Source organism: Paenibacillus qinlingensis (genome assembly GCF_031455095.1).
Taxonomy (GTDB): Bacteria; Bacillota; Bacilli; order Paenibacillales; family NBRC-103111; genus Paenibacillus_E; species Paenibacillus_E qinlingensis_A.
On sequence record NZ_JAVDSB010000001.1, the window covers coordinates 951,759 to 975,499 of the forward strand.

The window sequence follows — 23,741 nt, forward strand, 5'->3', positions numbered from 1 at the left end:
AAACACTGAAAAACATATTCACTATGTGACTTCGATGTTGTATAATGAGTCTTGCAATCGAATTATAGGTACATAGACCTATTTTGTTTGGGTAAATGACAACTCTATTTACCTCGTTAACCAGGGATGGAGCTGAATGGGTATGGCACTACTTAGAAAAAGATTAGGTGATTTGCTAGTCGATAGTGGAATTATTTCGGAGGCTCAACTCCAAGAAGCACTTCAAGAACAGCGGAAAACGAAACAAAAACTAGGTGACTTGCTGATCACGCAAGGCTATATCACCGAGCAACAATTAATTGAAGTTCTTGAATTTCAACTTGGTATCCCACATGTGAGCTTGTTCAAATATCAGATTGACCCTGAGATTACAAAAATCATTCCAGAAAGCATGGCTAGGCGTTACCAAGCAATTCCACTAACTAAAGATGGTGGAAAGCTTATGGTCGCGATGGCTGACCCGCTTGATTATTTTGCAATTGAAGAAATGCGGATGAGTACAGGCTATCGCATTGAACCGGCAATCACGAGCAGAGATGAGTTGCAGCGAGCAATTGCGCGACATTATGGTCTCCAAGATTCGATGAGTCAAATGTTGACGGATATGCCCTCAACGGAAGATATCAAAGAAACGGAAATCACCGATGAGGATTCTCCTATCGTTAGGCTCGTGAATCAGATGATTCAGCAAGCCGTGCAACTGAAAGTATCTGATATTCATGTGGATCCAGGTGAGACAAGCCTTATGATCCGATATCGGGTGGATGGACACCTACGAACGGAACGGGTTATTCCTAAGCAAATGCAAGGCTTTATTACCGCAAGGTTGAAGATTATGGCCAAGCTGAACATCGCCGAACGAAGATTACCTCAGGATGGTCGCATTAAAATGCAAGTGGATTTTAAACATGTAGATATTCGTGTTTCCTCATTACCAACCATTCACGGTGAGAAAATTGTACTGCGATTACTAGATCTGTCCACAGGTGTTAAACCGATTGACCAGCTTGGCTTTGGTGAGCGTAACATGGGTGTTTTCAGAGAGATGATTGAGCAACCCTACGGTATCTTGCTAATTACGGGCCCAACCGGAAGTGGAAAGACGACAACGCTGTATTCTGCGCTTAGCCACTTGAATCGAGAAAATGCCAACATTATTACGATTGAAGATCCGGTCGAATATCAATTGCAAGGCATTAACCAGGTGCATGTGAATCCGACCATTGGTTTAAGCTTCGCAGCAGGGCTGCGTTCGATCCTTCGGCAAGATCCGAATATTGTGATGGTTGGAGAGATACGTGATTCAGACACAGCAGAAATCGCCATTCGAGCTTCATTGACAGGTCATTTGGTACTATCCACCCTACATACGAATGATTCCGTAAGTACGATTACACGTTTCAGAGATATGGGAATTGAACCGTATTTAATTGCTTCCTCCTTGATTGGAGTTGTCGCGCAGCGTTTAGTTCGAAGAATTTGCTCAGAGTGCAAAGTAGCTTATGTACCAACGGAACAAGAAGCTATTTTTATGAAAAATAAAGGGATCTATGCAGAAAAATTGCACAAAGGTACTGGTTGCGGCAACTGTAACCGAACAGGCTATCGAGGCAGATTCGCCATTCATGAAATTCTCGTGATCAACGAAGAACTCCGTCAATTAATTAGTAATAAAGCAACAGTTCAGGAAATGAGAGCAATAGCTCAAGAACATGGCTTGATTCAATTGATGGATGATGGCATAGAGAAAGTGAAAATCGGAATCACAACTTTGCAAGAAGTTATTCGTGAGACTGTCGCTTATTAAAGAGAAGGGAGGTGGTCTTCATGTCTAATTCGTTAATACCTATGTTGGATTTACTGAAGCAGGCTCATGAGTCAAAATCATCGGACTTGCATTTATCCGTTGGGTCTCCCCCTGTATTACGTGTGCATGGCACATTACAACTGCTCGGACAAACGGCTTTAACAGCAGATGAGACGCGGTCGATGGCAGAGTCGTTATTGAGTGCTGCACAAATTGAACGATTTCAAGAAGCGGGTGAGATTGACTTTTCTTACGAATTAGAAGGTTGTTCGAGATTTCGGATCAATGCCTATCGCCAAAGAGGACGAGTAAGTGTCGCGATTCGTACGATTCCCACTGCGATACCATCTCTTGAACAGCTGCAGCTGCCTTCCATTATTTCTACATTGGCTTTAAAACCACAAGGCTTGGTGCTCGTAACAGGACCCACAGGAAGCGGGAAATCTTCAACGTTAGCGGCCATGATTAATTACATCAATCGTAAAGAGAAAAAGCACATTGTTACGCTCGAAGATCCTATCGAGTTTCTTCATACGCACGCCTCATCAATCATTGATCAAAGGGAAGTCGGGAGTGATACCCAATCATTTTCGAATGGCTTGCGAGCTGCACTGCGTCAAGATCCAGATGTCATTTTGGTAGGGGAGATGCGAGATCTCGAAACCATTGCCCCAGCGGTTACAGCAGCTGAGACAGGGCATTTGGTTTTTGCAACCTTACATACCTCGGATGCCCCACAAACCATTGACCGTATTATTGATGCGTTCCCAGCTCATCAGCAAGGACAAATCCGCGTTCAGTTAGCTGCTGTTCTCGTTGCCGTCATTTCGCAACGACTGTTTCCAAAGCCAGGTGGTCAGGGGCGTTCTTGTGCTACGGAAATTATGATTAATACGCCTGCTGTAGGTAACTTGATTCGTTCGGAGAAAATTCATCAGATTAAGAGTGTCATGCAAACGGGTAAAAATCAAGGTATGCATACGTTAGAGATGGCAATTAAAGAACAAATGCAGCAAGGGCTTATAGATCCGATCGCAGCAAGAGCGTATCTTGCTGAAGGTGGTGTCTTGTAATGTCCGAGTATGTGTACGAAGTAAGAGGTCATAGCGGTAAGCAGCATAAAGGTAAAATTACGGCTTCTGATAAGCCCGCAGCCGTGGATGAGCTTCGTAAAAAAGGCTACATAGTTCTCTCCGTAAAAGAAGAGCAATTTAAAGCATTAAAGACGGAGATTTATATCGGAAATCCCGTCAAAACGATTCATTTTATCGTCTATTGCCGCCAATTTGCCACGTTGATCCGAGCGGGAGTGAATATCGTTGAGGCTACGAGTATTTTGGCGGCTCAAACCGAAAGTAAAGCACTAAAAAAGGCTTTAATTGATGTGGCTTCAAGTATATCGAAGGGAGTTGCATTCTCCCAATCGATTTCGGAGCACAAAAGGATTTTCCCTTCCATGTTTATCAACATGGTGCGAGCAGGTGAGGAGACAGGGGATTTGGATGGGACGCTAGATCGTTTAGCCAAATTCTTCGAGAAAGAGCACGTAACACGAGAGAAAATTAAATCAGCGATGACGTATCCAGCTACAGTCGGCGGTTTATCCATTGTTGCCGTTATCTATCTCTTGAAGTCAGTCGTGCCACAGTTTGTGAGTACGTTCGAGTCCTTGCAAGCTGAGTTGCCACTGATTACACGAATTGTGTTGTCATTGAGTAACAGCATTCAGAACCAGTGGCTGATGTGGTTATTCGCAGTTATCGCTCTTATTGTTGTTTACCAGATTGCAAAGCGGAATGTTAAAGGGGCTTATGCGATAGATTACTTGAAGCTGAAGGTTCCGGTTTTTGGAAAGTTGAAGCAGAAAGGGTCTGTAGCGGTAATGACCCGAACATTAGCTTCGCTGTATGCGAGTGCTGTCCCTGTGCTACAGTCGTTAGCTATCGTTGAAGAGGTGGTAGACAACAAGGTGATTGGTGGTTTTATTCGCAAATCAGCCGAGTCGTTGCGCCAAGGGAATCCACTATCTGAACCACTCAAGCAAGCATGGGTGTTTCCACCTCTGGTCACTCAGATGATTGCAATTGGAGAAGAGACAGGCTCTTTGGATCAAATGTTGGAGAAGATTGCTGATTTCTATGAAATGGACGTCGAGAATACGGTAGATCGTTTGAAATCATTATTAGAGCCGTTGTTGTTAGTTGTTTTGGCAGGCTTGGTAGGCGGGATCGTAGCAGCGATTATGCTGCCGATGTTCAGTATGTATTCGAATTTAAGCTAGATAAAATATGGAGGTAATGACGATGTTAATTAAAATGATGAATCGTTTGAAAAAAGAAGAGAAGGGCTTTACTTTGATTGAGTTATTGGCAGTTATCGTTATTTTGGCGGTTATTGCGGCGATTGCGGTGCCTTATATTTTGGGGGTAATTGAGAAATCGAAGAAGAATGCAGATGTGGCTACATTCCATCAGGTGTACGAAGCTGCTAGATTGTATGTAACAACTGAAAATATTGATGTATCATCAGCCACTGGAACGACAATTACTGTTAGAGGTACACTTATGGCAAAAAACTATCTTGAAAAAGCTATTACTCTACCTAGTAATAAACAAATCATTCAAGTCGGAAAAGTAATTTATAAAAGTGGGAATGTCGACAGTATTACATTAGGTACTGGAACAGTTACTGGTACAGCTACCGCTTCATGGACACTTGCTGGAGCAAGTGTAATTGCAAGTACAGGCGAAACAGTACCAGATGCAACAGGGTCAATTTATACAACTGAATGAAATAATATTTCTTAAAACATAAAAAAGGAATCGGTCCATTCCGATTCCTTTTTTAAAATCTAACGAAAGCGACCCTAACACATGACGATATTAATCGCGATTTATGTTTTCATCCTAGGTCTTGTTCTAGGTTCGTTCTATAACGTAGTTGCTTTACGCGTGCCTGCGAAGCAGTCCATCGTAAAGCCGCCTTCCGCGTGCCCATCCTGTGGGATGCAATTGAAAACGAAGGATCTGATCCCGGTGATCAGCTATCTTTTAAGCCGTGGAAAATGTCAGTACTGCCAGGCGAAGGTTTCCATTTTATATCCAATTGGAGAGCTTGCTACGGGGTTATTGTTCCTCTGGGTGTATGTGCATGTGGGAATGACAGCGGAAGCGCTAGTAGCATTAGTACTGGTAAGTTTATTAGTTATTATTACGATTTCGGATATAACGGTTATGCGAATACCGAATCAGGTTTTACTTTTTTTCTTTCCTATATGTGTGGTTGTAAGAATTGCTGTTCCAGATGGACAGGCTTGGTGGAGTTATGTGCTTGGAGCTGTAATTGGTTGTGGGATTATCGTCTTGATTTCCCTATTAACGCGCGGTGGAATGGGAATGGGAGATGCCAAGCTCCTGTTGGTTTGCGGCTTTGTCGTAGGGCTGACTCATATCCTAGTGGCTTTCGTTTTGGCATGTCTAATTGGTAGTCTGATCGGTGGATTGCTGCTGCTGTTAAAACTCATCAAGAGAAAACAACCGGTACCATTTGGCCCCTATTTGGCAGTGGGCATTCTTATTTCATATGGATATGGATCGGATCTCATACAAGCGTACCTCAATTTAATCGGATAGCAGGATGTGATGGGCATGTTCGGTCTAGGTAATAAACGAATCGGAATAACAATTGATCAAACAGGTGTCCGATATGTAACGATCAAGAAGAAAAAGTCGTGGGAGATCGGGTCTAGCGGCTATTTGCCAATCCCACCTGGCATCATTGTTGAAGATCATATTATGAATTCAGAGTCACTCAGTCTGCAAGTTAAACAATGGGTTAAAACAGAGAAACTTCGGGGTGCTTCTGCAACCGTTGCGATCCCAACTTCGCAAATTATTATTCGTAAAATGCGCATACCGAGTATAAAGGCTGCTGAACTTAGTCAACTCGTAGAGCTAGAGGTAGAAACGGCACTTCGTTTACCTTTTGAGGATCCTGTTTATGACTTCATTAAAGTTGGACATGACGATGAGAGTACACAAATCCTGGTATTTGCTGCGCCTAAGAAATTAATTCAGAGCTATGTCAACATTTTTGAAGATGCGGGCATTCATGTTAGAGCCGTAGAAATATCAGCAACAGCACTTGCCAGAGCGATTACTGCGCAGCAGAATGATTTTGTCCAAGAATCAATGCTCATTTCACTGGATAAAAATGCACTTGAAGTGTATATGCTGCAAAATGGTAATCCCATTTTTATGCGAACGATCACATTTGTAGATCATGAAACGAATGATGTAGAAGCATTGACTTCCGATCAGGTTGCCGAAATTATTGCCGAGATTTCAAGGATGTTAAGCTTTTATCAATACAGCATTCAAGAAGGCGCAAGCCGAATCTCACATATTATCGTAACGGGGGCAAATGAAACTAGAATTCAACTGCATCGAGAATTGCAACTGGGACTTTCAGAACTTCATGTAGAGACGCTGGATTTTGATATTTTCACCAAAAGTAGATCCAAAGATTTCAATGCCAACGCGTTTCGCGTAACTGCTGGTGTTGCGATGTTCTCGAAGCGAAATGCATGCATTAATCTGCAGCCGCATCGAAAAGCAGAGACCAAGATTAAGATGTTTATCTTATGGATATTTGTCATCGCATGGGTAGCTTGCATGGGTATTAGTGGTTATACGTATTGGGGTAATAGCAAAGAGATCACACAAAACACATCCAAACTTCAACAATTAAATCAGAATAAAGCGATTCTAGAGGCCAAATTATTGGTGAAACCTGAACTTTCTTCTGACCCAGCTAATTTCATTACAACAATGAAGGCTTCTCGCAAAGATGTCGTCGTCATAGCCAATGATTTGATGAAACCATTACCCGTAGATGGGCGCATCACTACGATGGCCTACTCGGCAGATTCACAGATCTCCTTAACCGTACTTTTTGCTAAAATGGAAGATTCAGCGCGCTATTTGTATGATCTTCGCAAACTTACTTTTGGTGAGAATGCTTTGCTACAATCCATCACAGAATCGACGAATGGGAAAACAACGCTGAATGGCCCTGCGGATAATAGCTCCTCACATGATGCTGTCACTGACATGAGTACCAGTTCACTGCCAACGAAGCAATATGTGGTAAATTACACTATTTCCCTGAAGAAGGAAGCGGCCAAGGATGCCGCGAATAAGGCTGCAACGACGGAAGTGAAGGGGGCTGCGACAACGAATGTCCAACAAAAATAATCAGCAAACCCTGCTTTTATTCGTCGCTGTGTTGCTTTTCTTAGGGCTATTCGCGTTCTATTACTTTGTGCAAATTCCTTCCTCAACCAAAGTGAAGAATCAAGCGAATGAGGTTAGCGCCCTTGATAAGCAAATTCAACTCCTCACGCAAAAAGTGAGTGAAAAGCAAAAATCAAACCCAGGTCCATCGATGAAAGATGTACAGGCTGCACTTCCTCTGTGGGATAATACAGAACAGTTAACGCTCGATTTAAATAAGATCCGAACAGAGCAAAATGTTACTTTTAGCAGTATTGCTTACAGTATGAATGATAAAACGGCGCAGCCAGCAGATGCGACGAAAAAGAATGCCTTTCCGAATGTTCGTGAGATCAAAGTAACAACAACGTTAAATGGCACATTCAAAGAAGTTTCGGCTGCGCTAACACAATTGCAATCTCTGCCGCGTTTGATCAATGTAGATGCTGTAAACTATGGTAATCTACCGAAAGAGGCAAATAAGAAAATCACAGTAAATCTAAGTTTTACAGCATATTTTGATCCTTCTTATAAATCGAAAGTGGACAAGATCGAATCACCGTATTAAATGAAAAAACAGGACGCCACTTTACATAAAGTGATGTCCTGTTTTTTGGTAAACGGCTACCATTTATTCAAATTGTCCTGCGTAAATAAACTCACTCACTTCACGTCTTCCTGATGGAATTTCGCGTTCTTGCAAGTTCTCTGGGAGAGCTTCCACAGGGCCGCGATGTCCAATAGCAATAACGGCATGAAGTTGATAATCAGCTGGGATTTGAAGGGTTTCACGTGCTTTGTCGGCGTCGAATCCACCCATGGCATGCGTGACGAGTCCTTGATTGTTTGCCTCAAGCGCTAAGTAACCCCAAGCTGTGCCAGCATCGAACGCATGACTAGGGTTATCTGTCCCTTTTGGTGTTTTGGTATGTGAGAAAATGAGCGTAAGAACGGGGGCTTTTTCGCACCAAACAAGATTAAATGGAGAAATAAATGTGTGGAATTTAGCTAGCTGCTCTGGTGTGCGAGCGACAATGAAGCGCCATGGCTGATTATTACTTCCTGATGGTGCCCATCTAGCTGCTTCAAATAAGCTAAGTAAAGCGTCTTCCGTTACTTCTTGATCCGAGAAGGAGCGCGGCGACCATCTTTCAAGGAATTGTGGGTTGATCTCGTGTTCCGGCTGGCGGTGTGTTTCGATTTCTGCAGGTAATGATGCGGACATTAGTAATTCCTCCTTATTTTCGAATTCATCCTAATTTTACCTTATTCTACGCCGGTTTACGAATTTCTTAATTTTTAGTTGGTTTGTATGGGGTTGGAGCAATTTGGCAAAGCTAATTGTTATGAAATGATGGACGAAGAAGAGGTGCGAGAAGCCGTGAATTTCACAAGTCATGATGTCATTATCATTGAAAGAGCTTTAAGAACTGCCATGAAGCATGATAGAGAAGAGCACCGAACTAGAGACTATCAAGAAGTATTGGTTAAAATGCAAGAAAGTGCAAATCAAGCATTATCAGTTACAGCTCAGATGACAAGCGATGATCTTGACGGTTTTCGATACGATTATGATGATTCAGCTGATTTAATGTAGACATACGAACGTATATTCTGTAAAATGGAAGAAACGAAATGGGTAAGGAGATTCGGTTTATGAATCCTTTCACAGGTAAGGTTTCTTCAATGATAGAGATGATTGCAGGGCTGCGCCAAACGCCCGAAATCATGGCACAAGTGACATATTGGCACACAATACCCCCACGTGATCCGAAGCTGGCTAATTTTCCAGAAGGATTGCATGAGGGTATTTGTTCTGCACTTCAACATAAAAACATTGGGCAATTATATACGCATCAAGCGGAGTCTTTTCGTCAGGTGACCGCGGGGAATCATGTTGTAACGGTTACGCCGACAGCCTCTGGCAAGACGCTTTGTTACAACTTGCCAGTCTTACAGAAGATTTTGGAGAACGATGCCTCGCGAGCGCTCTATTTATTTCCGACGAAAGCATTAGCACAAGACCAAGTTGCTGAACTTCAGGAAATGATTGAATTTATGGACGTTGATATCAAAACGCATACGTATGATGGCGATACGCCGCCGACGGTTCGGCAAGCCATTCGAAATGCCGGGCACATTGTCGTCACGAATCCAGACATGCTGCATTCTGCCATTCTCCCGCATCATACCAAATGGGTGAAGTTATTTGAGAATTTGAATTATATTGTCATCGATGAGGTCCATTCCTATCGGGGTGTTTTTGGGAGTCACGTGGCCAATGTGATCCGCAGGTTGAAACGGATTTGCCGTTTCTACGGGTCAAATCCACAGTTTATTTGTGCATCCGCAACGATTGATAACCCGAAGGAGCATGCGGAGCGACTAATCGGTGAATCCGTTGCGTTGATTGATAATAACGGTGCGCCAGCTGGCGAGAAGCACTTTGTTTTTTATAATCCTCCAGTCGTTAATCAACAACTTGGGATTCGTAAAAGCTCCGTCTTGGAGACACGCAAGCTAGCGGGAACGCTGCTGCGGAGCGGGATACAGACGATTGTTTTTGCGCGAAGCCGCGTGCGCGTTGAGATTTTGCTGACCTATCTGCAAGAGCTCGTGAGTCACGAGCTGGGCAGCAAATCGATTCGCGGCTATCGCGGCGGGTATCTCCCGAAGCTGCGCCGGGAGATCGAAAGAGGCTTACGCAGCGGCGAGATCCGCGGCGTCGTGAGCACGAACGCGCTGGAGCTGGGCATCGACATTGGCCAGCTTCAAGCGTGTGTGCTTAATGGCTATCCTGGCACGATAGCCAGCACTTGGCAGCAGTCCGGGCGTGCCGGACGACGGCAGGAAACCTCGCTGACGATCCTCGTCGCGAGCAGCAACCCCCTGGATCAGTATTTGATCCAGAACCCGCGGTATTTCTTCGAGCGCCCTCCGGAGCAGGCGCGGATTCATCCCGACAACTTGATCATACTTGTGGATCATGTGAAGTGTGCAGCGTATGAGCTGCCTTTTGAAGCGAATGAGAAGTTCGGCGAGGAGTCGCTCACCGATGTACTTGAATATTTAACCGAGGAACAGGTGCTTCATCAGGTCAATGACCGTTGGTATTGGATGGAGCAGTCTTTCCCCGCGCATAACATCTCGCTGCGCTCTGCGGCGCAAGAGAATTTCATTATTATCGATATGACCAATGGACATCGGGTTATTGGGGAATGTGATCGTTTTAGCGCGCCAACGTTGATTCACGAAGAAGCCATTTACATTCATGAGGGCATACAATTCCAAGTGGAAAAGTTGGATTACGAAGAAAAGAAAGCCTTCGTACGACAAGTCAGTGTGGATTACTTCACGGATGCGAGTATGGCGGTTCAGTTGAAGGTGCTGCATGTGAATAGAGAAGGACGTGTAGGCGGACTTCTTCGCCAATTAGGTGAGGTCACGGTGAATGCGCAGCCAACGATTTTTAAGAAAATCCGTTTGCGAACGCATGAAAATATCGGCTCGGGGCCGATCAGACTACCAGAAGAGGAGCTGCATACAAGTTCCTATTGGTTTACCTTTGACGAGGCGATGGCGGCGGGACGATCGGCCAATGACATGCAGCATGCGCTGCTTGGCATTGCCAACGTGCTGTCGCATCTGGCGCCGCTGTATTTGATGTGCGACCCGATGGATATTCGGGTCGTGCCACAAGTGAAGGCGGTGCATAACAAGCTGCCGACGGTGTTTTTCTACGACCGCTATCCAGGCGGCGTAGGCCTTAGTGATCGGCTGTACGAGGTCCACGGACAGCTGATGGATCAGGCGCGCAGCCTGATTCAGGACTGCGGCTGCATCAGCGGCTGCCCAGCGTGTGTCGGGCCGATCGAAGAGGTCGGCCTGCTAGGCAAGAAGCTCGCGCTGGAGCTGCTCGCAGAGCTTGAAGGCGGTGCCCGATGAGCGGACTCCGCGAAAGGCTCGGTCGGCTGCGGGGGCCAGCAGCCGCTGGGGTAACACCGCCGCCCCCGCCGGAGGCAGGGGGCGAGTGGGCGCAGCTCGGCGCCCATATCACGACGAGCCCAGCGGGCTCGTTCATCATGCGGCGCCGTGTGTACGGCGCGGACAGCGCGCACGGCAAATATCGGCTGCGAGAGCTTGCCGATGTTGCGCCTGAGCTGTCCAGCTTTCACGGCGGGGACGCCGTCGTCCGGCTCGAAGAGCTGCTCTTCTTCGATACCGAGACTACCGGACTCGGCGTCGGTGCAGGCAATGTGCCGTTCATGGTCGGCATCGGCTTCTACACGGGAGAGCTGTTCACGGTGGAACAGCTCATGATTCGTAACCCAGCAGAGGAACATGCGATGCTGGTGTATTTGAAAGAACTTTTAGAACGATATACGCATATCGTTTCGTATAACGGCCGAACGTTCGATTGGCCTATACTTAAGAATCGGTTTGTTTTGAATCGTCTTAGCTTGGACGATTCAGAGCTCCTACAGCTCGATCTACTATATCCGTCAAGGAGTCTATGGCGGAACACGCTGCCTTCCTGTCGGCTCAGCAAGGTGGAGGAGAGCCGCTTAGGGTTTGAGCGCGTGGATGATGTACCGGGATCAACGGCACCGACGCTATATTTTCAATACTTGGCTGAGAAGGACCCATCCGTGCTTGAGGGTGTTTTCATCCATAATGAGCATGATATTGTGACATTGGCTGCTTTGACGATTCATTTTGGAAAACTACTGAGGCCAGATGCTGGACTTAGTGATCTTGATTTTGATTTTGAATCTGATCATGAATCTAATCCCAGTCTCGACCCCACCCTCGAACTAGAAGAGCTTTTCCGCACGGGCCTATGGCTTGAGAAAATGACACGACCTGCCAAAGCGAAGCGTTATTTTGACGAGTTATATGATAGATTAACGTTAGATGTTGCCACGACACCGCCAATCGAACGCGAAACGGCTTTGCTTCAATTAGCAAGCTACTACAAGAAATGCGGTCAATACGACCGTGCAACGATACTGTGGAAACATGCGATCCTACTTAAGCCTGCGAGCATTTCCTTGCAGTTAGAACCGTATTTGGAGCTTGCGATGTATTTTGAGCATCGTGAGAAGAATTTGTCTCAAGCCATTTTTTATGCAGAGGAAGCGTGGGCGAGACTTTGGCGAAGACGTGCATTGCACCGTGGTGATCGTAAGATTAATGAGATCGAGGAAGCTTGGGAGAAACGGCTTGGCCGTTTGCAAGATAAAATGCGCAAGAATGAGAGGATTTCTCAGTCTCAAGGAGACCTCTCTTCGATAGACGATGTGTTGCCAAAAAGAAAGAGAAGAAAAACGATGAAGCCGACATACGCGAGTGAAGGGTTAATATAATGACCATTTCTCTTTGATACGAACTTTACTATTCCCGAAAGGGTATTACGCTTTCTAATCTCCGTAACTCTTGTGTATGTTTTCAGCTCATATGAGGGTGTTTACACGAGCCGCCATTTGGATATACAAGGTATAAAAACGGCAAGGAGTGAGCGTCGTGCCCGAGCTTCCGGAAATGGAGACGTATCGTCAGCAATTGTCGAGATTAATACTAGGTGTACCGATTACGGGAGCCGAAGTAACACGGTCCAAATCATTAAATATAGACCCGGATGAGTTTATTAGAAAGCTTACGGGTAACCGAATTTCACGGATTGAGCGCAGGGCGAAGCATTTGCTTTTTCACCTGGCTACTGGAGACGTATTAGTGTTGCACCTTATGCTTGGTGGCTGGATATTTTACGGCACGCAGGAAGAAAAGCCCGACAGAACTGTTCAGGTAGAGATCCACTTTGGTGAACATCATTTATCTTTTATTGGACTACGATTAGGGTATTTACACTATCACACGTCAACGGAAGTTGAAAAGATATTGCAAAAGCTAGGGCCTGAACCACTTGGATTGGACTTGATTCAATTTCGTCGTGTGTTACGCTCGAAAAAAGGCAATCTAAAAGTGTCCCTCGTAGATCAAAGTTTTTTATCTGGCATTGGGAATTGTTACTCAGATGAAATTTGTTTTGAAGCGAGGATTTTGCCCTTGCGTAAAGTACCTTCGCTCTCCGAGAATGAGCAAATGATGCTCTATCAAGCGATGCAAGCGTTGCTTCGAGAAGCGATTCAATTCGGTGGCTACATGGAGGAACCATTATTCGTTGGGGATCGGTTGACGGGTCAGTACAATCCAAGATGTCGTGTTTATGATCGGGGGAATGAGCCTTGTCCGCGTTGTGGTCATCCCGTGGTTCATACGGAAGTATCAAGTCGGAAATGCTTCTATTGTGCCCATTGCCAAGTGTGAAAGGTAGGATAGAACCATGTATGTTGGTGCACATGTAAGTACCCGAGGCAGTTATCTGAACGCAGCCAAGACTGCTATCTCAATTGGAGCAACTGCTTTTCAATATTTCCCTATGAATCCTCGAAGTCTTGTAACGAAAGCAGTCAACGCCAAAGACACAAGCGCTTGTTCAGTGCTATGCAAAGAGCAAGGCATTGTTTCTATTGGTCATGCGCCTTATGCCTTGAATCCTGCAGTGGATGAACCTGAACGTGAAGTCATGGTTAAGCTACTGAAGAATGGTTTGGACATTGTGAATGCCTGTGGTTCAGTCGGGCTTGTGGTACATTTTGGAAAATATGCAGGAAAAGACCCGTTACAAGGTTACAAAAATATTATACAATGTTTGAATAGCGCTACGGAGGACTACACGGGTGCTTCTTTCATTTTGCTTGAAAATCAAGCAGGAGAAGGGGCTCAGTTAGGTCTGACCATGGAAGAAATGGTACAGGTACGGTTGCTGTGTAATCATCCTGAGAAAATCGGTTTTTGTCTCGATACTTGTCACGCATTTGCGAGTCGTTTATGGCAAGGAACAGATTGGCGTGAGTTGGAATCGAAAGGGACAAAGCTAGATTATCTGCCACATTTAAAAGCGGTTCATCTGAACGATTCTGTCTACTCTTACGGATCACGCCGTGATCGGCATGCGAATATCGGGGCAGGTCATATCGGAGTAGCGAGTTTTCAAACAATGTTAGCTTCCCCTTATTTGCAGGGGATTCCTGTGGTTTTGGAAACATCTAGCGGACCAGATGGCACGCACCGGCAAGAAATTTCGTTCGTAAATTCGTTGCTGGAAAGGAAATGAGTGGATGATTCATGTATACTTAGATGATTCGCGTCCTTGTCCTCAAGGATTTGTTTTAGCCAAAGATGCCGTAGAATGTATCACTTTACTCGAAGAATATGAAGTTGATATTTTATCGCTGGATCATGACTTGGGTTGGATGTCGAAACAGACAGGCATGGATGTCGTTCATTGGTTGATTAGTGGACGTAAGTTTCCCAAGACGATTTATATTCATACGTCCAGCCCTTCCGCATGTACACAGATGTATCAAATGCTGTATGCTGCTAAGCCAGAGGACATGGGATTATTCGCACATCGCACGCCGGATGAATTACTGTTACAAGTTGCTCAAAGTAAACCAAGAAAACCGTAATCTGAAAGGAAACCGAACTTATGATTCATTTATCAGGGATACATTTTATTCGTGGCGAACGCCATATTTTAGATGATGTGAATGTACATATCGAATCCGGTGAACACTGGGTATTGCTGGGCCGTAATGGTTCAGGTAAAACAACGCTGCTAGAGATGATGAATGGCTATGAATTTCCAACGAGAGGCACAGTTGATGTGCTTGGCAATCGCTATGGTCAATGCGACGTTCGTGAAGTACGCAAGAAAATTGGTTATATTTCCCAATCGTTATTTGAAAAATTGAACCTAAATGACTTAGTCATCGAGGTTGTAGCGACGGGTGAGTATGCGTATCTCCGCTTCTATGAAGAGATTCCACAAGAAGTGAAAGATCGCGCATTTGCTATGCTGGAACGTGTGCGACTTCCACATCTCGCTGGCCAACCACTGGGCACGCTCTCGCAAGGTGAGCGGAAGAAGGTCATGCTTGCCAGATCCCTGATGATGCAGCCAGATATTCTTATTATGGACGAGCCAGCTGCTGGATTGGATTTGTACGAGAGAGAGCTCCTCTTAGCGGACATCAACGATTTAAGTAAACAAGACATTACTGTTGTTTATGTAACGCACCACATCGAGGAAATCGTTCCTTTATTTACGCATGTCGCCATTATCGAACAAGGTAAATTGATTGCTGCAGGACGCAAAGAAGAAGTATTAACACCAGAGAACATTCGTCAAGCGTTCGCAATCGATATTTCATTGGAATGGTACCAAGATCGTCCGTGGATTAAAGTAATTGGTGGTAAATAAGCAAGGCAGATAAGCACTGAAAGCAAGAACGTAAATTACATTAAGGATGCGGCTATGACACAATTAACGACCTATATAGGAACCTCGAATCATGGATTTGCGCAATATGCACAAGACGAAATTCGCAAGTTGTTTCCATTGACCAAATTTACTTTGTTGATACCAACAGAGGTATTTTATTTCCAAGTTCCTGATGATGCCAATCAAGTGATTCCAGCGCTGCAAGATCAAGAACCTATTTTTCTACGTCATGTGCAGCCTGTTCATCAAGAATGGGAGCTTTCCCGTACGGATGCGGATATTGCGCATGTAAAGGCTTGGGTTCGTGAAGCCTATGCCTCTGGACTTTTTGTTTTTGGTGAGAAAATAGCTACGCAAATTCGCAAAGAAGAGCGGGCCGATGTGCCGTATGCTCCTTTTGCTATTAAAGCTGCGATCGATGAAATTCTTACAGCGGAGTGTGGAGCTGACCCCGTAGTTCGGTATGCGGACCACATTATTTCGGTTTATATCAGCGCAAAGAAGTTGTTCATCGGTATTTCCAAACCGGCAGAAAACTTGTCGGACTGGTCAGGTGGCGCAATTCGCTTCATGAAGGAAGAGGATCAGATTTCACGGGCAAAGTTTAAACTTTTGGAAGCAGAAAAGCGGTTTGGTATTGATTTTAGCGTAGCACGCAAAGCGATTGATATTGGAGCTGCTCCCGGTGGATGGACGTCATTGCTGCTAGAACGTGGCTTGAAAGTAACAGCTATCGATCCAGCGGCCATGAATCCTAGACTTCTCGGTAATCCGCTGTTGACGTTCTTAAAGAAAAATGCCGGAGATGTGAAGCTTCGCGAAAATGAGTTTGATTTACTTGTGTGTGACATGAGTTGGGACCCGCGGCAAATGGGACGTCTCGTGGCGGATCTGCTTTTTTCTTTAAAAAGTGGAGGTACCGCGATCATTACAGTGAAACTCATGCACAAAAAACCGTTCCAAACCGTGCGTGATATCTTACGGATTTTTGAGGACTCCCTATTCCTCTTAAAAGCGAAGCAGCTATTTCATAATCGGGAAGAACTAACTCTTTATTTACAAAAGATATAAAATTTGGAAGATTAACTGGATTTTCTAACCACCCTCCCTTATAATCAAGTGCATTATGGCTTGCTTACAAGAGGGGGTTTTTAGTTATCGATATGCACACACCGCAGTGGCAGGGCATGCTGATTGGAGGAAGATACCGACTTATCTCTCTGCTTGGTCAAGGGGGTATGAGTCAAGTGTATCTAGCCGAGGATGAGAAACTAAGAGGAAAGCGCTGGGCTGTAAAGGAAATCCTATTTTCAGATACAGATACGAACACATTTTTGGAAGAAGCAGAAATGCTCGCCAAACTTGGACATGCGCAGCTGCCTCAATTAGTGGACTATTTTATCACGGAAGAGAAAAAAGGGTATCTGGTGATGGATTACATCGAAGGCCCCACGTTACAAGATTTATTCGAACAGCATCATCGTGAGATGCCAATCACACAAATTGTCCAAATTGCTTTTCAACTCATTGATATTTTCCACTATTTACACACCTTTCAGCCTCGACCGATTATTTACCGCGATCTCAAACCTTCCAATGTGATGCTCAATGAACATAACCAAGTGCGATTAATCGATTTCGGCGTAGCCAGGCAATTTAAGCAAGGGCAAGCATCGGATACCATGCAAATGGGAACCATTGGATTCGCAGCTCCTGAACAATATTTAGGTCAACAAACGGATGCACGTAGCGATCTATACACGCTGGGATCCTTACTGTATTACTTACTATCTGGCGGCCACTACGCGTATCTCACTCCCAAGCCTTTGGGACAGCTGAAATCAGGGATTCCTGAAGATTTACTTACAACGGTTCATCTACTTCTGCAAGATCAGCCCCAGAACCGCTGCCAAACTGCGATGGAAGTCAGACATAGACTTCGTTCTATGTACCCCGATGAGCCTTCTTCCAACTCGAAACAGAAACACACGTCTCCCATAAAATTTACAGACCAATTAATCGTCGTAGGCGGACTCTTTGCAGGTATCGGTGCAACATTTACTGCAGTCACGTTAGCGAGGATCTTGCATGCGCTGCAAATTCCCAATGCGTTAGTCGAACAACCCACGATTGATCCTGATTTATACATGCTGCTCTACGGTGATCGGCACGCCCCTGATACGTATAAATTCCCCTCACAGCTCCTACAAGACCCAACACTTATGCATACTTCAACGGTTTGGACAAATGGTTTTACCACATGGGTACCCACAGACCCTGATGGTATGACAGCCAATTGGCAATCGACAGATTCATTTAAGTTGCTGCACATGATCAAAAAGCCGATCGTCCTATGGGACGTATCGACTCAGTGGGAGCACCCTGCTGTTAAGGAGCTTTGCAATTGTGCGGATTCGATTATTGTCATGATCGATGCTTCGCCGGGCAAATGTACACGACCAAGCTCACGTAAATTTATCAATCTTTTTGAATCGTATCAGAAGCGTGGTATACCTGTGCATTATATCGCTAGAGGAAATATTCCTACGCAATTCCGCAAAGAATGGGAAGGTTCTTTACCAGCGGTTCCGTTGTGTACAATGCCAGAAATTCCTAGAGACGATGTGCTGAACGCGATTTGGAAAGGGGAGTGTATTCAGGATTCACCTGCTTATTTGCCTACTTTTTCCGAAGCGCTGGGGCCAATTCTACGTGAAATGCTCCCAAAAGTAAGTCTCAAATCGTTGGATCGACCCCGAAGGAAATCTTTATTTTCTAAATTTAATAAGCTAGGTTAGGTTTTTTATTCAGTTGATAAATTGTCCAGGCCAGTAGGGTAGCGAAGCATGACCACAATAAATAGGGGACTAATAACCAAGCTGCCAGTTTGGAATAAGGAATAGTTGCATAAATTAACATAAACGTTGTGATTGCGACTAACACTGTGTCCAGAAAAGCTAGACGTACATTTTTTAATTTGAATTCGAAAAAGGTAAAAGCTTGATTAGCTACATAATTGATAAGCAATATCAACACATAACTAGTGGAAGCCTGCTGAAACCCGTCTGTTGAGATGTAGACGATGGCAACTGAGGCTGAGATGAGTGCGTAAATAACGGCCCAAACGATTCCAAACAACTTGGCTGGGGGGTTCCAACTTGGTTTTTTCAGCGTAGCGTAGTAAGCGAGATCTGTTGGGAAAAGTACGCCTGAAATTGAGAAAAGAGCATAAGTAATTAAGAAAACGATGATAAACGTAAACACATGGAAGCACCTCCTGTGAATTGTATAGCTTGTTTTAATATATTCCACAATAAGGAATAGTTATAACCAAATCCAATCAAAAGTGTGGTATGATGAGTCATATTTTGTAGAGGAAATGAGGGGGAACAGTCATGGAACAGAGATATTCGAGAGAATCCAGATGTTTTAAAACATCACGCATTTTTCCGACAGACGTGAACAATCATAATACGCTATTTGGTGGTAAGCTGATGTCCTACATTGATGACATTGCTTCTATTGCTGCACATAAACATTGTCGCAGATCGGTCGTTACCGCATCAACGGATTCAGTTGACTTTTTATACCCAATTCATACGTCAGATTCTGTCTGTTTAGAGTCATTCGTAACTTGGACAGGCAAAAGCTCCATGGAAGTTTTCGTAAAGGTCGTAACTGAAGATTTAAAATCGGGTGCGAGAAAAATAGCTGCAACTTCCTTTTTGACTTTTGTAGCCTTAGATGAAAATAAGGTGCCTGTGGAGGTGCCTGATGTTATTCCAGAGACAGAAGAGGAGAAAAAGCTGCATGAATCCGCACCTCATCGTGCGGAAATGAGAAGGATTCGCCGCGTGGAAAGTAAAAAGCTGGCGAGCTTTTTCACGATGAAGTATCCCTGGGAATAAAGGGATTGATTTATTAGGGAAATGTGGTACAATTTGGGTAATTGAATATCGGACAAGCGGAAGCACCGCTGATGATGGAGTTAATCTCTCTCATCGGCGCGTGCTTTTTTGTTGTTCCGAAATGGGAAGGAGGAACTTAATGAAAGCCGAAACGACCACGCGTGTGGCTATTGTTCTTGCCATTATGAGTTGTGTTCTCATTGGAAGTGGTGTGTATGCCAAGCTTTCGGGATAATTTCATTTAAGAAAAAGGAGATGCTTAAGTGAACAAACTGCAACTATATGTCTTAGATGACGACACGTCTTATGCGGAACGATTAGTCTTATTTATTCGATCTACGGATGCTGCTACGCAGCTGCAAGTAAAGCTTTTTACACATCCAGATGTGTTGCTGCAAGAGCTGTATAAGCCCAATCTTACAGGTGTCTTACTCCTCTCAGAAACTTATTACCCACTATTGCAGCATCATCGAACGCCTTTATACAAGATGTTTTTGAGCGCGAATATCATGAATTCAAATGGAGCAGGGAAAGTGCTTCCGTTCTTATTTCGATTTCAACCTCTATATCAACTCATATCGCGTATTCAAGCCTTATTTGCGGAGGGCATTCAGTTCGATTATCGTCATTCAACTGGTGTAAACAGGACGCGTGTAATTTCACTCTACAGCAGCAGCGGGTATTCCGGCAAATCGGTTACCGCCGTTCATTTGGCCAAGCAATTGGCATTTCGCGGGGAACGTGTTTTCTATTTGAGCTTGGAGACGATAAGCGCTGCTTCACAGTGGTTACAGGGAGAATCCGTAGGATTATCGCAATTGTTGTATTATTTGAAGAGCTCACCAGAGCAGTTCAAATCTAAACTAGCTTTGCTGAAATCACATGATACCAAGCTGCGCTTTGATTATTTGATACCGAAAGAGCAAATGAGGGAAATGCACGAAATGAGTGGGGATATTGTTCGTCAGCTCATCACTTCCATTGTCGAGCTATCGGTGTATGATACGCTCATCATTGATCTGGAATCATCCGTACATCCTCGTATTGTGACAAGTTTGGAGATGAGTGACGAAATTATATGGCTTGTCAAAGATGACTGTAACGATGCTTTCAAAACAGAGTCGTTATATGCACAAATGAGGCATTTCCAGCCCATTCATTTTGTTATGGCGTGTTACAGGGGCAGTCAAACCAATTCATACGATTTTCTTGGAAAAGAAATGAGTTACAGACTTCCGTATATTCCGGAGTGGAAGGTAATCAATCGTCCAGAACAAATCTGGCATTCTGAGCTTTTTTCTGAGCAGGTGTATGAGATGCTGGCGAATGTTCTGCCAAGGAATCCTTCAACCCCGAATCTGATCGAAGGAGCTGGTTCCTTCGTTGAATCAACAGCTGTTTAATGAGTTAAAGCGGGAGATAAAAGAAAACCTCGATCTGTCTAATGAAGTTAGCGATGCGCAGTTACAAGGTCACATTGAAGAGTCCATCTTTCGTATTGCGACTGGCCAAGGATGGACTTCGAGTGAAATTCAGGCAGGCGTCAAGCGAATATTCGACAGCTTTCGTGGACTCGACATCCTCCAGCCACTGTTAGATGATCCAACTGTGACAGAGATTATGGTCAATGGTCACACTTGCATTTTCTTTGAACGAATGGGTACCGTGGAACGTTATCCTCTTGAATTGGAAAGTGAGGAGAAACTGGAAGATCTCATCCAGATGATTGTTTCAAAAGTGAATCGAATCGTAAATCAATCTACCCCGATCGTAGACGCTCGTCTAAAAGACGGTTCACGGGTCAATATCGTACTTCCTCCAGCTTCACTCAGTGGTCCCACCTTAACAATTCGAAAGTTTCCAGCGAAACCAATGGACATGTCAGATTTGATTAAGATGGGAAGTATTTCAGAGGAAGCGGCAGACCTGCTGCGCATTATGGTTGAAGCGGGTTTTAATCTATTTGTTGGCGGGGGGACAGGGTCAGGCAAAACAACGTTTCTCAATGCATTGAGTGCTTGGATTCCCGAGCATGAACGGGTAATTACGATCGAAGATTCAGCAGAGCTTCAGATCCAATCTGTGCCTAATCTCGTTCGACTTGAAACTAGGAATGCCAATACGGAAGGGAAAGGAGCGATCACTATGAGAGAGCTGATCCGTTCTTCGCTGAGAATGCGTCCCAATCGGATCATCGTCGGGGAGGTGCGGGGTGCAGAAGCACTAGATATGCTCGCAGCAATGAATACGGGGCATGATGGAAGTTTGAGTACCGGTCACGCCAATACCTCCTCGGATATGCTAAGCAGGCTGGAAACGATGGTCTTAAGTGCAGCTCCACTGCCTATCGAAGTAATTAGGAAACAAATTGCCTCTGCTTTAGACGTTATTATCCATATTTCAAGGATGCGTGATCGATCCCGTAAAGTCACAGAAATTCATCAAGTCATTGGAGTTATGGACGGTGAAGTGAAGCTTCAGCCACTCTTTTTATTCGAAGAGAACGGAGAAACGCCAGAAGGCACAATCATGGGTTCACTGCGTTATACAGGGCAAACACTTTGTAACTTAAATAAAATCAGAATGGCTGGCAAGTCGCTGCCAGATTGGTTTATACCAACCGTTATTTCGTGTGAAGCATCATGATGATGTGGTTATTACTTCTCATTGCAGGCGGTGGCAGTTGGCTGCTTCTGCTATACATAGAACGCCGGAAAACTACGCGAACTAAACAACTCATTGAACCCTCCCTCGATCACAAAGCATCAGCACTAGTTCCCTTCATTGATTACAACCACTATGACTTATCGTCCAAAGAGCAAGCTTATGCCGTTCTATTGCTTGCGGTGCCAGCATTCGTAATTGGATATATTTTTTACCAAAATGTCATGTTATCCCTCGCCTTTTCGGCAACTGGTTTCCTATTTCCAAAGATTCGTCGGCAACAGTTGATTCACAAACGCAAACATATGCTGTATGTACAATTTAAGCAAGCGCTTAGTTGCCTTTCCTCTTCGATGACGGTTGGAAAATCGATTGAGACTGCATTCCGTGAGGCTTGGGAGGATCTTAAACTTTTGTATCCCGATCCAGCATGTCTAATTGTTGTTGAGTTCGGTCTGATCTGCCGTAAAGTTGACAATGGCGAGCCCATCGAGTCTGCCTTGAAGCATTTTGCTGATCGCAGCCATTTGGAGGATGTACAGAGCTTTACGGATGTCTTTCTGACCTGCAAACGAGCAGGTGGTAATCTGGTAGAAGTCATGAAGCGAACAGCCACAGTTATTACTGAAAAATTAGAAATTACACAAGAAATTTCCGTCATGATTGCACAAAAACGTTTTGAATCTAGAGTGCTGGTAATTGCTCCCATTGCGATTGTTGCTGTATTGGCCTTTTCTTCTCCAGATTACATGGAACCGTTGTATAAAGGGAGTGGAATTCTCATTATGACAGTGTGCTTGTTCTTACTTGGAGCTTGTTATGCTCTTACTCAAAAAATTATGGATATCAAGGTGTAGCATGTGGATGTGGATCTTAGGAATCATTCAAATTGTCATGGGTATGACCTTATATATGCTCGGTTGGCGGAAATATGGTGTACAACTTCAAACCTATGCTTATCCATTTCGACTGAAGTTACTCCTGCCTATTAGCTACTACTTGATTGATAAATTTCAATTATTGGAGAAAATGCCAGAATTCACATCGAAAATCCATCATAAATGTATGACCTTATACGGGAGAAGCTTGTCGTCACAAGGCAGTAAATGGTTCTTGGCGGAGCTCATTTCGGCAGGGAGCTTGTGTTTATGTATGGTTACCTTGCTCGCCATTCTTGCGGGTGAAGATAGCTCATTATTCGTTTGTGGTGTAATTGCTGCTTGTGTGACACCGATGCTGATGGTCCGTGATTTGGATACGAAAATACGAAAAAAACAGCAGCAAATGATACTAGCGCTGCCTGAATTTTTGAGCACGATTGTCCTGTTGGTCAATGCTGGTGAAACGGTGAATCGTGCGTGGATACGTTGCGTGCAGGCGAAACCTCATTTAGCGGATTCACCGCTTTTCAAAGAGCTGCTTGTCGCCGTACATGAGCTTGAAATGAACATCTCGTTCACCAAAGTGCTAGAGGATTTCAGTAAACGATGTGCCTTACATGAAGTCTCATTATTCACATCAACACTTGGGCTGAATTATAAAAGGGGTGGAAATGATTTCGCTGTCGCGCTGCAATCGCTGTCTCTCGAATTGTGGCAGCGGAGGAAAACGGTATCTCGAACCTTAGGTGAGGAAGCATCTTCCAAGATGGTATTTCCAATGGTACTTATTTTTGTGGTGGTTATGGTGATCGTCGCCGCACCTGCGCTGCTAATGATGAAACAATAAAGGAGAAATGTGGA

Annotated in this window: 23 protein-coding genes; 21 read left to right on the forward strand and 2 right to left on the reverse strand. The window is 44.5% G+C overall.

Going from position 1 to position 23,741, the window contains the following annotated elements; translation table 11 throughout:
• Window positions 1-142 precede the first annotated feature (142 nt).
• From J2736_RS04230 to J2736_RS04260, 7 genes are all read left to right on the forward strand, one after another.
• Window positions 143-1,807, forward strand: a complete 1,665-nt coding sequence (locus tag J2736_RS04230; protein WP_310223853.1) for a GspE/PulE family protein — start codon at window positions 143-145, stop codon at window positions 1,805-1,807.
• Between the two features lie 20 nt (window positions 1,808-1,827).
• Window positions 1,828-2,880, forward strand: a complete 1,053-nt coding sequence (locus J2736_RS04235) for a type IV pilus twitching motility protein PilT (protein ID WP_310223855.1) — start codon at window positions 1,828-1,830, stop codon at window positions 2,878-2,880.
• Window positions 2,880-4,088, forward strand: coding sequence for a type II secretion system F family protein (locus J2736_RS04240; RefSeq protein ID WP_310223856.1), 1,209 nt, complete (start codon window positions 2,880-2,882; stop codon window positions 4,086-4,088). Before J2736_RS04235 ends, J2736_RS04240 begins: the two co-directional genes overlap by 1 nt.
• A gap of 22 nt (window positions 4,089-4,110) precedes the next feature.
• Complete coding sequence (locus tag J2736_RS04245) at window positions 4,111-4,599, forward strand: type II secretion system protein (RefSeq protein ID WP_310223857.1); 489 nt, start codon at window positions 4,111-4,113, stop codon at window positions 4,597-4,599.
• An 81-nt stretch (window positions 4,600-4,680) separates the two neighbouring features.
• Window positions 4,681-5,439: a prepilin peptidase gene (locus tag J2736_RS04250; protein ID WP_310223858.1), complete on the forward strand. Its 759-nt coding sequence runs from the start codon at window positions 4,681-4,683 to the stop codon at window positions 5,437-5,439.
• 15 nt (window positions 5,440-5,454) lie between these two features.
• Complete coding sequence (gene pilM / locus J2736_RS04255) at window positions 5,455-7,062, forward strand: pilus assembly protein PilM (RefSeq protein ID WP_310223859.1); 1,608 nt, start codon at window positions 5,455-5,457, stop codon at window positions 7,060-7,062.
• Window positions 7,046-7,648, forward strand: a complete 603-nt coding sequence (locus tag J2736_RS04260) for a hypothetical protein (protein WP_310223860.1) — start codon at window positions 7,046-7,048, stop codon at window positions 7,646-7,648. Before pilM ends, J2736_RS04260 begins: the two co-directional genes overlap by 17 nt.
• Before the next feature lie 63 nt (window positions 7,649-7,711).
• Here J2736_RS04260 and J2736_RS04265 read toward each other — a convergent pair whose 3' ends face one another.
• Window positions 7,712-8,305 carry a nitroreductase family protein gene (locus J2736_RS04265; protein WP_310223861.1) on the reverse strand — a complete coding sequence of 198 codons (594 nt, stop codon included), beginning with the start codon at window positions 8,303-8,305 and terminating at the stop codon, window positions 7,712-7,714.
• A gap of 87 nt (window positions 8,306-8,392) precedes the next feature.
• Between J2736_RS04265 and J2736_RS04270 the strand changes: the two genes are divergently transcribed.
• From J2736_RS04270 to J2736_RS04310, 9 genes are all read left to right on the forward strand, one after another.
• Entirely contained in the window at window positions 8,393-8,677 is a 285-nt protein-coding gene (locus tag J2736_RS04270) for a hypothetical protein (RefSeq protein ID WP_310223862.1), read from the forward strand.
• Window positions 8,678-8,736: 59 nt separating this feature from the next.
• Window positions 8,737-11,025 carry a DEAD/DEAH box helicase gene (locus tag J2736_RS04275; RefSeq protein WP_310223863.1) on the forward strand — a complete coding sequence of 763 codons (2,289 nt, stop codon included), beginning with the start codon at window positions 8,737-8,739 and terminating at the stop codon, window positions 11,023-11,025.
• The gene (locus J2736_RS04280) at window positions 11,022-12,446 is read left to right on the forward strand and encodes a ribonuclease H-like domain-containing protein (protein WP_310223864.1); all 1,425 of its coding nucleotides are present in this window, start codon (window positions 11,022-11,024) and stop codon (window positions 12,444-12,446) included. The genes J2736_RS04275 and J2736_RS04280 overlap by 4 nt, the downstream gene beginning before the upstream one ends.
• A gap of 157 nt (window positions 12,447-12,603) precedes the next feature.
• Window positions 12,604-13,407 carry an Fpg/Nei family DNA glycosylase gene (locus J2736_RS04285; RefSeq protein WP_310223865.1) on the forward strand — a complete coding sequence of 268 codons (804 nt, stop codon included), beginning with the start codon at window positions 12,604-12,606 and terminating at the stop codon, window positions 13,405-13,407.
• Between the two features lie 16 nt (window positions 13,408-13,423).
• Window positions 13,424-14,257, forward strand: coding sequence for a deoxyribonuclease IV (locus tag J2736_RS04290; RefSeq protein WP_310223866.1), 834 nt, complete (start codon window positions 13,424-13,426; stop codon window positions 14,255-14,257).
• A 4-nt stretch (window positions 14,258-14,261) separates the two neighbouring features.
• The gene (locus tag J2736_RS04295) at window positions 14,262-14,612 is read left to right on the forward strand and encodes a cyclic-phosphate processing receiver domain-containing protein (RefSeq protein ID WP_310223867.1); all 351 of its coding nucleotides are present in this window, start codon (window positions 14,262-14,264) and stop codon (window positions 14,610-14,612) included.
• A 20-nt stretch (window positions 14,613-14,632) separates the two neighbouring features.
• A complete protein-coding gene (locus tag J2736_RS04300) occupies window positions 14,633-15,406 on the forward strand; it encodes an ABC transporter ATP-binding protein (protein ID WP_310223868.1) in 774 nt (257 codons plus the stop codon).
• A gap of 54 nt (window positions 15,407-15,460) precedes the next feature.
• The gene (locus tag J2736_RS04305; RefSeq protein WP_310223869.1) at window positions 15,461-16,498 is read left to right on the forward strand and encodes an SAM-dependent methyltransferase; all 1,038 of its coding nucleotides are present in this window, start codon (window positions 15,461-15,463) and stop codon (window positions 16,496-16,498) included.
• Window positions 16,499-16,590: 92 nt separating this feature from the next.
• Window positions 16,591-18,225, forward strand: a complete 1,635-nt coding sequence (locus tag J2736_RS04310; protein WP_310223871.1) for a serine/threonine protein kinase — start codon at window positions 16,591-16,593, stop codon at window positions 18,223-18,225.
• Here J2736_RS04310 and J2736_RS04315 read toward each other — a convergent pair.
• Window positions 18,209-18,691: a TspO/MBR family protein gene (locus J2736_RS04315; RefSeq protein WP_310223873.1), complete on the reverse strand. Its 483-nt coding sequence runs from the start codon at window positions 18,689-18,691 to the stop codon at window positions 18,209-18,211. The genes J2736_RS04310 and J2736_RS04315 overlap by 17 nt on opposite strands.
• A 131-nt stretch (window positions 18,692-18,822) precedes the next feature.
• Between J2736_RS04315 and J2736_RS04320 the strand changes: the two genes are divergently transcribed.
• From J2736_RS04320 to J2736_RS04340, 5 genes are all read left to right on the forward strand, one after another.
• Window positions 18,823-19,335: an acyl-CoA thioesterase gene (locus J2736_RS04320; protein WP_310223875.1), complete on the forward strand. Its 513-nt coding sequence runs from the start codon at window positions 18,823-18,825 to the stop codon at window positions 19,333-19,335.
• Between the two features lie 263 nt (window positions 19,336-19,598).
• Window positions 19,599-20,738: a P-loop NTPase family protein gene (locus J2736_RS04325; RefSeq protein WP_310223878.1), complete on the forward strand. Its 1,140-nt coding sequence runs from the start codon at window positions 19,599-19,601 to the stop codon at window positions 20,736-20,738.
• Window positions 20,719-21,981 carry a CpaF family protein gene (locus J2736_RS04330; RefSeq protein WP_310223879.1) on the forward strand — a complete coding sequence of 421 codons (1,263 nt, stop codon included), beginning with the start codon at window positions 20,719-20,721 and terminating at the stop codon, window positions 21,979-21,981. The genes J2736_RS04325 and J2736_RS04330 overlap by 20 nt, the downstream gene beginning before the upstream one ends.
• Entirely contained in the window at window positions 21,978-22,856 is an 879-nt protein-coding gene (locus J2736_RS04335; RefSeq protein ID WP_310223881.1) for a type II secretion system F family protein, read from the forward strand. Before J2736_RS04330 ends, J2736_RS04335 begins: the two co-directional genes overlap by 4 nt.
• Window positions 22,857-22,863: 7 nt before the next feature.
• Complete coding sequence (locus J2736_RS04340) at window positions 22,864-23,727, forward strand: type II secretion protein F (RefSeq protein ID WP_310223883.1); 864 nt, start codon at window positions 22,864-22,866, stop codon at window positions 23,725-23,727.
• Window positions 23,728-23,741: the final 14 nt, after the last annotated feature.